Raw genomic sequence first — 12,747 nt, 5'->3', positions numbered from 1 at the left:
TAAACTCTACTCGATTTGAGCACTGAGGTGGATTTTCTTTTTGGCCATCAATCATTACCAGTGCTATATTCATTATTAATATATATGAATATTGGGTGGAGTATGGCTAATACCAGTTTAAGTCTTGGTGAACACTGGGAAGGGTTTATAAAAAATGAAGTATCTAGCGGACGTTACGGCTCAGCCAGTGAGGTTGTGCGTGATGGACTTAGAGCATTAGAAGAACGTAAAACTAAACTCTACGCATTAAGGGCACATTTAGCCGAAGGTGCTGACCAATCCAAACAAGGTGAGTTTGCTTCCAACTCTGTAGACCAGATGTTAAGTGAGTTTAAGACCAATCGTAATGCGCCTTAATGCCTAACAAATTTAATGTTACGCCAAGAGCTAAGGCTGATTTACGTGACATTTGGCTTTACACCGTACAGACATGGAACGAAATGCAAGCCGATAGGTATATCACTTCACTATTTAATCGATTTCAGTGGTTAGCAGAGCGGCCACAAGTTGGAAAACATAGAGCAGATATAGAGCATGGTTATTATTGTTTTCCTCAAGCCCAACATCTCATTTTTTATATCATTAGAGATAAAGAAATAGATATTATCGGTATACCCCACAGCAGTATGGACGTCGATAATCTCTTCGAAGAATGAGCAGCGGAAAGAAAAAGCACGGCTTCATTGCTAAAGAATATTGAACCTCAGAGATCGCAAAGCACACAGAGGAAAAAGATAGAAAAATAGGCTAGTTCGACAAAAACGACCGACATTTAAACTGATAGTAATACGACTAACTTATTGTTTTAGTTAGTTATGTCAAAAATAAAAATTAACGTGGTTGTCCTGCTAATTTTGCTAATTCCTCGGATGACGGTGAACGAAGTGAATAATCTTGGTGTGCGAAGCACATAAAAACAAACCGATTCCGGCTCAAAAGACTACCGGAATGACGTTGGGGGAGTTTTATATTAATGGTTAATTTTGTATTAGTGGCGAAGCCGTGTCTTGTGTGCGAAGCACATGCTTTTGATTTTATCGCGACTCCAAGTTCGCCGAGCAACGAAGTCAAATATAGGAAAAATTACAGGGATGTCATTTAAGCAATGCCTGTAGGGAACAGATCATTGCGGCCTTTATTTGGCAAGTCGCGCAGGTCATAGAACTTGGTTGGAGTGCGGCATTTTTTGTTTACTTTTTGCTGCTGTTGGCAAAAAGTAAATTGAATAGCAAGGATGCTGTTTGAAAAAAGGCATGGATGCCATAAGCGTAGCGCATATCTTGGTTCACGAAGTGAATATTATGTCGCGAAGCGATGCTTTGTGAGCGAAGCTCATGCCCTGTGTGCGAAGCACATAAGTAAACGCAGTGAATAATCTTAGTAAGCGAAGCTTATACTCTGTCGCGAAGCGATGCTTTGTGAGCAAAGCTCATACCCTGCGGCGTAGCCGTAAAATCTCAGCACGCGAAGCGTATAAACCCGCGTAGCGAATAACTAACTACTTAAACGTTTTCCAGTTTATAGACAAAGACAACATCAACTCGCGTAAAGACAAAGCCCGTGGCTGACTTTTTCCCTTGTGATTCCAATGATGCCCACAGCAGGCGGCGGTTAACACCGCTTTAGTGGGTTTAAGTAACTTGGCGTCTAATACTTCAATTTGCCTAGGACTTTCTTCTAAAAACTCACCGTTAAAGGCAAACCAGCCAAATTTATTGGCGTGTAATTTAGCTTGGTCGAAGTCGATTCTATCTACTGAATCTAGTTCTATGTGCTCGGCACCTAAGGTATCCACATGAATAGGAATACAGCGGCCAATTTGGATATGGTCGAAAAACCATTGTTCGGTTTTGTCAGCATCAAATTTGTTGGCCATACATTTGGCCGCTTGTTTGGCTTGCCAACTGGCGTTATGAACATCTAGTTGTAACGGAGATTCTTTTTCTAACAAGCCGTCAGCAGCGCGTTTTACATGATGTTTTAAGCCACCTAACTTACGTTGTAATAAAGTGATGTTGTTGATTTTTTGCTGAGATAAACTGCTGAGCTCTCTTTCATACAAGGCATTGCATAATTCTGCAAAATGCAGCTGACGTTGGTCGTCAGAAAATATATCTACTTGTTTGGATGAAGGGATCAGCATAGTTAATAATTAAACAGCCTGAGTTTATTTGTTGTTAAATCTAATGGGACCAGAACAAAAAATGGCCAGCGTTAGCCGACCATTTTATACGCAAAAGTTTGAACTTGCAGTTTTTATATCGTATTCACAATACTAGCTGCAACTTCTAAAGCTCAGCCTTACTGACCTTTAACTTCTGAAAGACCATTAAAGATAGCTTTGTCGCCCAAGAACTCTTCAATACGTAATAATTGGTTGTACTTAGAAACACGGTCAGAACGACATAAAGAACCTGTCTTGATTTGACCAGCAGCTGTACCTACGGCTAAATCAGCGATAGTGGCATCTTCAGTTTCACCTGAACGGTGCGATATAACAGCTGTAAATCCAGCATCTTTAGCCATTTTAATCGCCGCTAATGTCTCAGTTAACGAACCAATTTGGTTAAATTTGATCAAGATAGAGTTACCAATACCGTTTTCGATACCGCGAGCTAAAATCTTAGTGTTGGTAACGAATAAATCATCACCAACGATTTGAACTTTGTCGCCTAATAATTTAGTTTGGTAAGCAAATCCATCCCAATCTGACTCGTCTAAGCCATCTTCGATTGAAACAATTGGGTACTCTTCACATAAAGTGGCTAAGAAGTCAGAGAATTCGTTAGCTGTGAATTGTTTGCCTTCACCCTTAAGGTCGTAGATAGCGGTTTCTTTGTTGTAGAACTCAGAAGCAGCACAATCCATGGCTAAAGTAACGTCTTTGCCTAACTCGTAACCAGCCGCTGCAACCGCTTCTTTGATGACTGCTAATGCGTCAGCATTTGATGCTAAATCAGGTGCGAAACCACCTTCATCACCTACAGCTGTGTTTAAGCCTTTTGCCGATAGTACTTTTTTAAGTGCGTGGAAAATTTCTGCGCCCATACGTAAAGCTTCTTTAAAGCTAGGTGCGCCAACAGGTTGAACCATGAATTCTTGGATATCAACGTTGTTATCAGCGTGCTCACCACCGTTGATGATGTTCATCATAGGTAATGGTAAAGAGTAAACCCCAGGTGTGCCGTTTAAGTCAGCGATATGTTCGAACAACTGAACACCTTTTGCGTTAGCCGCTGCTTTAGCCACTGCTAAAGAAACCGCTAAAATTGCGTTAGCACCGAATTTTTCTTTATTTTCTGTGCCGTCTAAGTCGATCATGATTTGATCCACTTTCGCTTGTGCTAAAGCATCTTGACCAATTAACGCAGGAGCAATGCTATTGTTTACTGCAGCTACTGCTTTTAATACACCTTTACCTAAATAACGCGCTTTATCTCCGTCACGTAACTCTAATGCTTCACGTGAACCAGTTGATGCTCCAGAAGGAGCAGCCGCGCGGCCCCATGCGCCAGACTCTAAATATACGTCAGCTTCTACGGTTGGGTTACCACGAGAATCCATGATTTCGCGAGCAATAATTTTACTGATATTTGACATTCTTGTGACCTTAATTGATTAAAAAGTTAAAGGATCTTCGATCCACTGTGTTTTTAACGATTGTTTCTAATTATTATTTGTTAATTATTCTGTTTAAAATATTCGCCTGCGGCTTTCACAAACCCTTCGAAAAGAGGGTGTCCGTCGCGAGGTGTAGAGTTGAATTCTGGGTGAAATTGCCCCGCCACAAACCAAGGGTGATCTGGAATTTCAATTACTTCGACTAAACGTTTGTCTGTTGATAAACCAGTGACTTTAAGTCCAGCATCTTCGATTTGTTGTCTCAGGTTATTGTTCACTTCGTATCTGTGTCTATGGCGTTCGTATATTTCCGTCGAGCCATATAATTCGTGTACTTTACTGCCTTCGGTTAAATGACACAATTGACTGCCTAAACGCATAGTGCCTCCCAGATCAGAGTTTTCTGATCTGGCTTCTGTTGAACCGTCAGAGTCTAACCATTCGGTAATCAAGCCCACTACTGGGAATGGGCTTTCTGGATCAAACTCAGAGCTATTGGCGTTTTCCATGCCCGCCACGTTACGGGCAAACTCAATAAGAGCCACTTGCATCCCCAAACAAATACCTAAGTAAGGGATTAAGTTTTCACGAGCATATTTAGCCGCCGCTATTTTACCTTCGATACCCCGCTCGCCAAATCCACCTGGTACTAGGATTGCGTCTAGTCCTTCTAGAAGGTGATCACCTTTACTTTCAATATCTTGGGAGTCGATATGTTTAATATTAACCGTTAAGCGGTTTTTTAAACCAGCATGTTTAAGTGCTTCGTTAACTGATTTATAAGCATCGGGTAATTCAACGTATTTACCCACCATGCCAATATTAACTTCGTTAATCGGATTAGACTCAGCGTATAAGACTTGTTCCCATTCGGTTAAGTCTGCCTCTGGGCATTCTAAACCAAAACGCTCAACCACTAGTTCATCTAAACCTTGAGCTTTTAACATGGCTGGGATTTTATAAATACTGTCTACATCGCGTAATGAAATAACCGCTTTGTCGATGACATTAGTAAATAATGCTATTTTAGAACGTTCGTTTGAAGGCAGTGGCACTTCTGAACGGCAAACTAAAATATCTGGTTGAACCCCAACCGAACGCAACTCTTTAACTGAGTGTTGAGTAGGTTTGGTTTTCACTTCGCCGGATGCAGCTAAATATGGCACCAAAGTTAAGTGCATGAACATGGCTCTATTGCGGCCTACTTCAACACCTAGTTGACGTACAGCTTCGATAAAGGGTTGTGATTCAATATCACCTACAGTGCCACCGATTTCTACGATAGATACATCAACCCCTTCAGAGCCATCAATCACTCTACGTTTAATTTCGTTAGTGATATGAGGAATAACCTGAATAGTGGCACCCAAATAATCACCACGACGTTCGCGCTTAAGCACTTCTTCGTATACTCGGCCTGTAGTGAAGTTATTACGTTTGGTCATACGGGTACGAATAAAGCGTTCGTAATGACCTAAATCAAGATCCGTCTCAGCGCCATCGTCAGTAACAAATACTTCGCCATGTTGGATCGGGCTCATAGTGCCTGGATCAACATTAATATAAGGGTCTAACTTGAGCATAGTGACCTTTAAACCACGTGCTTCTAAAATTGCAGCAAGAGAGGCAGCAGCAATACCTTTTCCAAGTGATGAAACCACACCACCTGTGACGAAAATATAATTTGTCATAAGAACCCTAAAGGCGTTTGAAATTGAACAGATTTGTACTGAGAGGTTTAAATTTTGTTACATTGTTTTTAACAAAAATAACCAATACCAGACGGGAGCGCATTATAGACAAAATCAGTAGTACAGACAATTCAAATGCTCGTTTGAATTGAAATTAATCAGTTTTTGTTTATTCCTAAAGTGAATCAATACTGTTTATCCACCCAAGATAAACAGTCCTTAAAGAAAAGTATTGGCTAGCTTACCCAAGTTAGAGACTGCTTTTTCTAGTTGTTGATCCCATATTTGGGTAATGCTCAACCTAAGGCAATGATCATATTGGCCAGACATGCTAAAAGTGTGGCCAGGCATAAAACATAAGTTTTCGTCTATAGCCAATTGGTACAAATCCATAGCGTTAATTTTGTTAGGCAATTCTACCCATAAAAAGAATCCCCCTGTTGGCTGTGACACTTTAGTACCTGCAGGGAAATGACTTAACACACAAGATTGAAGAGTAGCCATTTGCTGTTGTAGGGTTTGCGTCACTTTATGGATTTGTGTTTGATAGTTTTCAGTTAACAAATAATCCGCCATGGCTAATTGGCAGGGCATATTACAGGTTATATTTAAGGCTAATTTTTGTCGTTGTAAATCGGCCATATCTTTAGTGGAAGTAATCCAACCAATACGCATGTTAGGCGCTAAGTCTTTGGAAAAAGAAGCACAATAAATCACATAACCGCCATGCTCATAAGAAAACGCAGGGCGCGGTGGGGTAAACGAGTAAGCAAGGCTGCCAAAGGTGTCGTCTTCAATAATACTGATTTTATATTGGTTGGCTAAGCTTGCAAGTTGCTGTTTGTTTTGGTCGCTTAAACTAAAACCAAGGGGGTTGGTGGCCGTACTGCTAAAAATTAAGGTCTTAAAGGCTTGTTGCTTAAATAATTGCAATACGTGACTCATGTCAGGGCCTTGGGCTCCGCATGGAATTTCCAATACTTTTCTATGTTTATGCTTAAGAGCGGTTAACAGACCACTATAACAAGGAGTAAAAATAGCCACAGTGTCACCTTGAATAGTGACTTGCTCTATAACTAGATTAACTGCTTCTAAACATCCGTTAGTGACTAAGATATTGTCGGCTGATACAGCACATTGTTTTTGCTGCATGAACTCGCCAATAGCGCTTCTTAACTTGTATTCACCTTGAATATGGCCATAACTGTTAGCGGTTAAATTGGCAATTTTTGCCGTGCGTTTTATACACCTTTGTAGAGCCGTTGAAGGGCGAAGTGACTCGTCGAGATAACCATTACTCAAGCCCACTCGGTCGTAGGTAAGGGCATTTTGCAAAATATCGAATATAGCGTTTGAGGGATCATGTTCAATAGACACTGATTTCAATTTTGGTTGAGACAAAGGAGTGAAACTAACTTGGCCTTTAACATAAAAGCCTGATTGAGCTTTTACCGTAATTAATCCTTGGCGCTGCAACCATTCATAGGTTTTATTGGCGGTAGCTAAACTGACGTTATGTTGAGTAGCAAAGCGGCGTAAAGCAGGCAAAGGCTCACCAGCTCGCAATTTATCCTGTTGAATATCTTCGCCAATTTGAGTTGCTAATTCTTGATATTTGAAAGCCATGTGTTTTGCCTAAAACGAAATTTCACAAGTATTGTACCTGTTTTTTTATTAAAAATTGAGTCTGTTATGGTTTTTGTTTGGGCTCTACACTGCATACCTTATTCACAGTAACGTAAGGACAATTGATGCAAATCTGGATACAGCAAAGATTAAACCCACTATTTTCAGCTTGGAGTTTGTCTATGAGTGCCCAAACTAAGGGGCTGTTATTAGGCACAATCGCGGTATTTTTATTTAGTTTTACCTTACCCCTTAGTAGTTATGTGACCCAGCAACTTGATCCTTGGTTTGTCGGCTTAGGGCGCACTGCTTTTGGTGGGATATTGGCTGCGGCCATTTTACGGTTAAAAGGAGTGAGTCGGCCGAATAGTTATCAATTGAAATGGTTAGCCTTGAGCGCATTAGGCATCACTTTTGGTTTTCCAGTGAGTATTTCTATTGCCATGAGTTTAACCGAAGCTTCAAGAGGCATAATTGTGGTGGGCATATTGCCATTGGTCACTGCCATAATTGGCGCGGTGTTAGCTAAAGAATACATGCCTAAACGTTTTTGGATATTTGCCGTGTTAGGTGCGGTTTTGGTATTTATATTTACTGTTACTCAACAAACATCTGGGCCACAGTGGGCCGATTTAATACTTCTAGTGGCGGTTGTAACCGCAGGATTTGGTTATGCCACAGGTGGTAGGTTATCTAAACAAATGCCAGGCTGGCAAGTGATCAGTTGGACCTTAGTGTTAGCCATGCCATTTTTTTGGATACCAGCGTTATTATTATTTCCTACCCAGCCAGCACAGATTGACTTAGGCATTTGGGCGGGTTTTTTCTACTTAACCGTTGTCAGCCAGTTACTAGGATTTTTCTTATGGAACTCAGCTATGGCAATGGGCGGCATAGCCACTGTTAGCCAGACTCAATTGCTACAAGTGGTGTTCTCTTTGGTGATATCTAATCTGTTATTAGGTGAACAAATTGGAAATGGCGTTTGGTTATTTGCCATCCTAATTATTTTTATCGTGGCTATGGGAAATAGTAGTAAACGAGTGGAAAGTCTAAATAAACGTTGAGCTCCCCAATTCTTCATATGAAAAAGTCACCTCAACAACTTATATACAGTTGTTGAGGATTATGCTTGATTAGCCTATTAAATTAAGTGTCGCTCCACCTAACCCACCCAGTATTAAGGCTACGCAAGCAAAAAAGCCTAACATAAAACCTAAACCACGCTTCTTGGGATCTTTTACATAGGTGACATAATAAATGGCTCTACCTAGGATAAAAACTGCACCAATAGCAGCGCCGATTGGAGGGCTGACTAAATGGGAAAATACCCATAAGCCAGGAATAAATACAATGAGTTGTTCTAAGGTGTTTTGTTGAACACGATAAATTCTTTCAAAAGTTGGGTCTCCGCTAACGGCAGGGGCGATCACTTTATATTTTCCGCGAGCTGCGCCTACTTTAAACGAAAAAAACATATACTGTAATAATGCTACTAAGGTGATAATTGCAGGCCATTCCATAAAGTTTTCCGAATTATAATAAGTATTAAAGTGAGAAGTTTAAGGTCTCCAAATGGTCAAGCTCAATGGATATTGTGTTACTAATTATTTTTTGCCAGCATCTTTAATTTATACAAGGCATCCAAAGCTTGTTTAGGTGTGAGTTCATCTGGATCTATTTGTTTTAAACTAATCCGTAATTCGTCAACCGCGTCTAACAAATCTAATTGCCTTTCTTGTTTTGCGATTGGCGTAGATGAGTTGGTAGGTAAACTTTCTAGTTCAGCTAACTTACGTTTAGCTTGTTGGATAACCGAGCGAGGTACCCCTGCTAATTGCGCTACTTGTAGGCCATAACTTCTATTCGCTGCACCTTCTTGTACCGCATGCATAAACCGAATGTTTTCTTGATGTTCTACCGCATCTAAATGCACATTCGCTAATTCAGGTAGTTGTTCAGCTAGTTGAGTCAGTTCAAAATAATGAGTAGCGAACAAGGTATAAGATTGTAACTTTTCAGCTAAATATTCTGCACAAGCCCAAGCTAATGACAAACCATCATAGGTACTGGTACCTCGACCAATTTCATCCATCAAGACTAAACTATTTGCTGTGGCGTTGTTTAGGATATTGGCTGTCTCGGTCATTTCTACCATAAAAGTGGAACGGCCTGAGGCTAGATCATCAGAGGCTCCTATGCGGGTAAATATGCGATCAATCGGCCCTATTTGGGCATTTTCAGCTGGAATAAAACTGCCAATATAAGCCATTAACACTATCAGAGCAGTTTGGCGCATGTAAGTTGATTTACCACCCATGTTTGGCCCAGTGATAATCAACATGCGTCTATTCGGGTTAACCGCAATGGGATTGGCAATAAAGGGTGTTTTCATTACATGTTCGACCACCGGATGGCGGCCTTGTCCAAAATGAATACCCGGTTGGTCGGTTAGTTCAGGACAATGATAATTTAGGGTTTCTGCACGTTCGGCTAAGTTGGTTAACACATCAAGCTCAGCTAAAGAGTCGGCGCTTAACATTAAGCGTGATAACTCTGGCAGTAAAATATCGAATAATTCTTCGTACAAACGTTTTTCTAAGGCTAAGGATTTACTCTGACTGGTGAGTACTTTGTCTTCGTGTTCTTTTAACTCTTGGATGATGTAACGTTCGTTGTTTTTTAAGGTTTGTCTGCGTACGTATTCGGCCGGAACTTGGTCAGCATAAGCTCGGCTAACTTCGATAAAAAATCCATGCACTCGGTTGTAACCTACTTTTAAGGTAGATATTCCGGTGCGCTCTTTTTCTCTTTGTTCTAATTCATCAATGTAATCGGTCGCACCTTTAGACAAAGCCCGCAATTCGTCCAACTCTTGGTTGTAGCCTGTTTTTATCACCCCACCATCACGGATCAATACAGGTGGTGTCTCCTCGATAGCGCGTTCGAGTAGATCAGCAAATGCAGGAAATTGGCTAATATCGTTAGCCAATTGCACTAAACCTACATTGGCCGATTCGGCGGATTGGTCGGTGACAAATTCTTGGATCTCTGGCAGTAACTTAAAGGCTTGTCGTAATCTGGCAAAATCACGAGGCCGCGCAGAGCGAAGTGCTAAACGAGCTAAAACCCGTTGCATATCGCCTACTTGTTTTAGGAAACTTTGTAATTGGGGGTAATCACTGTTCAACAAAGACTTTATATTGCTTTGTCTTTGTTTGAGCACTTTACTGTCGGTTAACGGACGATGCACCCAGCGTTGTAATAAACGGCTGCCCATAGGGGTTGAGGTTTTGTCTAACACGCTGGCAAGGGTATGGTCTTTGCCACCTGCTAAGTTTTGCGTGAGTTCTAGATTACGCCGCGTTGCCGCGTCCATTAATACTGTGTCGGTTTCAGTCTCGAGTACAATATTTCGAATATGGGGCAGGGCACTTCTTTGAGTGTCTTTGACATACTGCATCACACAACCAGCCGCGCAAATACCAGTTTTACTATTTGCTACGCCAAAACCAGTTAGCTCTTTGGTGCCAAATTGTTGATTAAGTTGATTGGTAGCTGTGTCGAAATCAAATTCCCATTGAGGACGACGTCGCAAGCCTTTACGTTGTTCAATTAAATGAAAAAATTCAAAGTCTTCTGGGTACAATAACTCTGCAGGTTCTGTGCGCTGGATCTCAGCAGCCAAAGCTTCCACATCTTGTGGTTCACATAAGGCAAATCGGCCTGTGGATACATCTAACGTTGCATATCCAAAATAGGTTTTACTTTGTTGTTTAATACTAACCACAGCTGCCAAAATATTGTCTTGTTTGTCTTCAAGTAAAGCTTCGTCAGACACAGTACCTGGGGTGACAATACGTTGCACTTTGCGCTCAACAGGCCCTTTGCTGGTGGCAGGATCGCCCACTTGTTCGACTATGGCCACCGATTGGCCCATTTTGACTAAACGCGCTAGATAATTTTCTACTGCGTGATAAGGCACACCTGCCATGGGAATAGCATTACCACCTGACTTGCCTCGAGTAGTCAGGGATATGTCTAATAATTCAGACGCTTTTTTAGCATCGTCAAAAAATAATTCGTAGAAATCACCCATACGATAAAACAATAAAACATCTTGGTGTTCAGCCTTAATAGCCAAGTACTGTTGCATCATAGGTGTGTGAGTGCTGTTTGGGGGTGTTGTTTTGGTGTTGTTTTTTGACATTTTTATTACTTAACTCATTGTATTGTATATGTTTAAGCTTCGAGTTGGCCTTTATTTAACTCTAACTAAATTTAATGAGATTCAATACGAATCAATAAATAAGTGTAGGTTTATGTGTAGGTTTTTAAGTGCTATTGTTAATGTAAGGAAAAAAGCTCCAAAAACCTATACTTTTAAGTGTCTACATTTCAACGTGAATCACGATGTTTTAGTGCTTAGCCGACAACTTAATTAATTGAAGAAGGGTACCAGATATATGTCTAAACCACTATCGGCTAGAACAATAGAAGCGATGAAACCAGGTGATAAAGTCAAAGTAGATGTAGGAGAGTATTCAGGCTTAAGAATGAGTTGTGGCAAAAGTGGGACTAAGACATTCATTTATCGTTATAGAAGCCCTGAAACTGGCAGGTTGACCCAAGTGAAAATAGGAAGGTACCCTCAGGTTAGTCTTGCTGAAGCTCGTGTTGAATTACAAGCTCTGAAAGATCTTAGAAGAAGTGGAGTATGTCCTAAAACAGAAGGCATAAGAGAGAAAGAAAAGGTCACTTTGCAAATAGCTGAGCAGGCAAAAGATCAAAATATTAACTCTTTTACTTTAACAGATTTAATAGAAAGCTATTTGTCAGAATTTATTGAAGATAGATTCATTCAGGACGCTAACAACGTCGGTGGGACTAAGCGTGTTACAGGGGCTAGAAAGCTGAAAGGGCAAAAAGAGACTAGGAGAACTCTATACGGAGATCCTGTTTTATCTTTAGGTACGATACCCGCTGCTAAGATTACGAGAAAACAGATTACTGATTTGATCATGAATATAGTGGCAAGAGGGGCTAATGTACAAGCTGGCAATGTATTGAGAGAGCTTTGTGCTGCTTATGAATATTCTATAGGCTTGGGAAGGTTTAGTGATGATTTTGCTAACCCTGCACTTCTGGCTAAAAGTAGTCTCAGGCAAGCTCGAGTAAAATTGACCTCAGAAAAGGGTAGAAGGACACTTTCAGACAATGAACTGTCCATAGTGCTTAAATGGTTGCCTGGTTCTGGATTTTCTTTTACACAAAAGAATGTTCTGCGTTTTGCTTTGTGGACGGGTTGTAGAACGGGCGAAGTTTGCAATGCTGAATGGAAAGATATAGATCTTGAAAACAGGTATTGGCATATTAGCGAGACTAAGAATGATACAGAGAGATATGTTCAACTCTCAACACAGGCAGTTCGTTTTTTGGAGGGATTAAAGTTAATGACAGATAATTATCTTTTCCCATCAACCAGAACAAAATTACCAATACAGCAAAAGTCATTAAGTGAAATTAAATGGCATTTAAAAAACCCAGATAAACTTAAAAATGGCCATCGATTTAAACCGTATCAGTTATGGCTTGATTGCATTGAAGACTGGTCTCCACATGATCTTCGTCGTACTGTAAGGACAGGCTTGTCCAGATTGGGGTGTCCTAGTGAGGTTGCTGAAGCCATTCTAGGGCATTCAAGAAAAGGAATTGAAGGTACTTATGATTTACACAAATATGAAAAAGAGTGCAGGATATGGCTTCAGAACTGGGCAGATCATATAGAGTCTTTAGTGGGGTAAAATAA

General features: G+C 40.7%; 10 protein-coding genes. 4 read left to right on the top strand and 6 right to left on the bottom strand.

Annotated elements, in window-relative coordinates; all coding sequences use genetic code 11:
• Nucleotides 1–102 precede the first annotated feature (102 nt).
• Together L0668_RS10420 and L0668_RS10415 are read left to right on the top strand one after the other, a co-directional pair.
• Nucleotides 103–357 carry a type II toxin-antitoxin system ParD family antitoxin gene (locus tag L0668_RS10420; protein WP_235312375.1) on the top strand — a complete coding sequence of 85 codons (255 nt, stop codon included), beginning with the start codon at nt 103–105 and terminating at the stop codon, nt 355–357.
• Nucleotides 357–656, top strand: coding sequence for a type II toxin-antitoxin system RelE/ParE family toxin (locus tag L0668_RS10415; RefSeq protein WP_235312374.1), 300 nt, complete (start codon nt 357–359; stop codon nt 654–656). Before L0668_RS10420 ends, L0668_RS10415 begins: the two co-directional genes overlap by 1 nt.
• Before the next feature lie 842 nt (nt 657–1,498).
• Here L0668_RS10415 and L0668_RS10410 read toward each other — a convergent pair.
• From L0668_RS10410 to L0668_RS10395, 4 genes are all read right to left on the bottom strand, one after another.
• On the bottom strand, nt 1,499–2,143 hold the full coding sequence (locus tag L0668_RS10410; protein WP_235312373.1) for a hypothetical protein: 645 nt from the start codon (nt 2,141–2,143) through the stop codon (nt 1,499–1,501).
• Nucleotides 2,144–2,301: 158 nt separating this feature from the next.
• A complete protein-coding gene (eno, locus tag L0668_RS10405) occupies nt 2,302–3,600 on the bottom strand; it encodes a phosphopyruvate hydratase (protein WP_235312372.1) in 1,299 nt (432 codons plus the stop codon).
• An 80-nt stretch (nt 3,601–3,680) separates the two neighbouring features.
• Entirely contained in the window at nt 3,681–5,312 is a 1,632-nt protein-coding gene (gene pyrG, locus L0668_RS10400; protein ID WP_235312371.1) for a CTP synthase, read from the bottom strand.
• A 219-nt stretch (nt 5,313–5,531) separates the two neighbouring features.
• Nucleotides 5,532–6,938, bottom strand: a complete 1,407-nt coding sequence (locus tag L0668_RS10395) for an aminotransferase-like domain-containing protein (RefSeq protein ID WP_235312369.1) — start codon at nt 6,936–6,938, stop codon at nt 5,532–5,534.
• 125 nt (nt 6,939–7,063) lie between these two features.
• Here L0668_RS10395 and L0668_RS10390 point away from each other — a divergent pair, with 125 nt between their 5' ends.
• Nucleotides 7,064–8,005, top strand: coding sequence for a DMT family transporter (locus L0668_RS10390; RefSeq protein WP_235312367.1), 942 nt, complete (start codon nt 7,064–7,066; stop codon nt 8,003–8,005).
• Between the two features lie 69 nt (nt 8,006–8,074).
• Here L0668_RS10390 and L0668_RS10385 read toward each other — a convergent pair whose 3' ends face one another.
• Both L0668_RS10385 and mutS read right to left on the bottom strand, forming a co-directional pair.
• Nucleotides 8,075–8,461, bottom strand: a complete 387-nt coding sequence (locus L0668_RS10385) for an MAPEG family protein (RefSeq protein WP_235312365.1) — start codon at nt 8,459–8,461, stop codon at nt 8,075–8,077.
• Between the two features lie 80 nt (nt 8,462–8,541).
• Complete coding sequence (mutS, locus tag L0668_RS10380) at nt 8,542–11,148, bottom strand: DNA mismatch repair protein MutS (protein WP_235312363.1); 2,607 nt, start codon at nt 11,146–11,148, stop codon at nt 8,542–8,544.
• A gap of 256 nt (nt 11,149–11,404) precedes the next feature.
• Between mutS and L0668_RS10375 the strand changes: the two genes are divergently transcribed.
• The gene (locus L0668_RS10375; RefSeq protein WP_235312361.1) at nt 11,405–12,742 is read left to right on the top strand and encodes a tyrosine-type recombinase/integrase; all 1,338 of its coding nucleotides are present in this window, start codon (nt 11,405–11,407) and stop codon (nt 12,740–12,742) included.
• Nucleotides 12,743–12,747 lie beyond the last annotated feature (5 nt).

Source organism: Paraglaciecola algarum (assembly GCF_021532655.1).
Classification (GTDB): Bacteria; Pseudomonadota; Gammaproteobacteria; order Enterobacterales; family Alteromonadaceae; genus Paraglaciecola; species Paraglaciecola algarum.
Note: the sequence above shows the minus strand (reverse complement) of the source record. Positions and strands in the feature narration are given on the sequence as shown.

What these genes read in the sequence shown, in the direction of transcription:
- L0668_RS10375 (WP_235312361.1), top strand. Translation starts at nt 11,405, where the DNA reads ATGTCTAAACCACTATCGGCTAGAACAATAGAAGCGATGAAACCAGGT.
- pyrG (WP_235312371.1), bottom strand. Translation starts at nt 5,312, where the DNA reads ATGACAAATTATATTTTCGTCACAGGTGGTGTGGTTTCATCACTTGGA.
- L0668_RS10420 (WP_235312375.1), top strand. Translation starts at nt 103, where the DNA reads ATGGCTAATACCAGTTTAAGTCTTGGTGAACACTGGGAAGGGTTTATA.
- L0668_RS10395 (WP_235312369.1), bottom strand. Translation starts at nt 6,938, where the DNA reads ATGGCTTTCAAATATCAAGAATTAGCAACTCAAATTGGCGAAGATATT.
- L0668_RS10410 (WP_235312373.1), bottom strand. Translation starts at nt 2,143, where the DNA reads ATGCTGATCCCTTCATCCAAACAAGTAGATATATTTTCTGACGACCAA.
- L0668_RS10385 (WP_235312365.1), bottom strand. Translation starts at nt 8,461, where the DNA reads ATGGAATGGCCTGCAATTATCACCTTAGTAGCATTATTACAGTATATG.
- mutS (WP_235312363.1), bottom strand. Translation starts at nt 11,148, where the DNA reads ATGTCAAAAAACAACACCAAAACAACACCCCCAAACAGCACTCACACA.
- L0668_RS10390 (WP_235312367.1), top strand. Translation starts at nt 7,064, where the DNA reads ATGCAAATCTGGATACAGCAAAGATTAAACCCACTATTTTCAGCTTGG.
- L0668_RS10415 (WP_235312374.1), top strand. Translation starts at nt 357, where the DNA reads ATGCCTAACAAATTTAATGTTACGCCAAGAGCTAAGGCTGATTTACGT.
- eno (WP_235312372.1), bottom strand. Translation starts at nt 3,600, where the DNA reads ATGTCAAATATCAGTAAAATTATTGCTCGCGAAATCATGGATTCTCGT.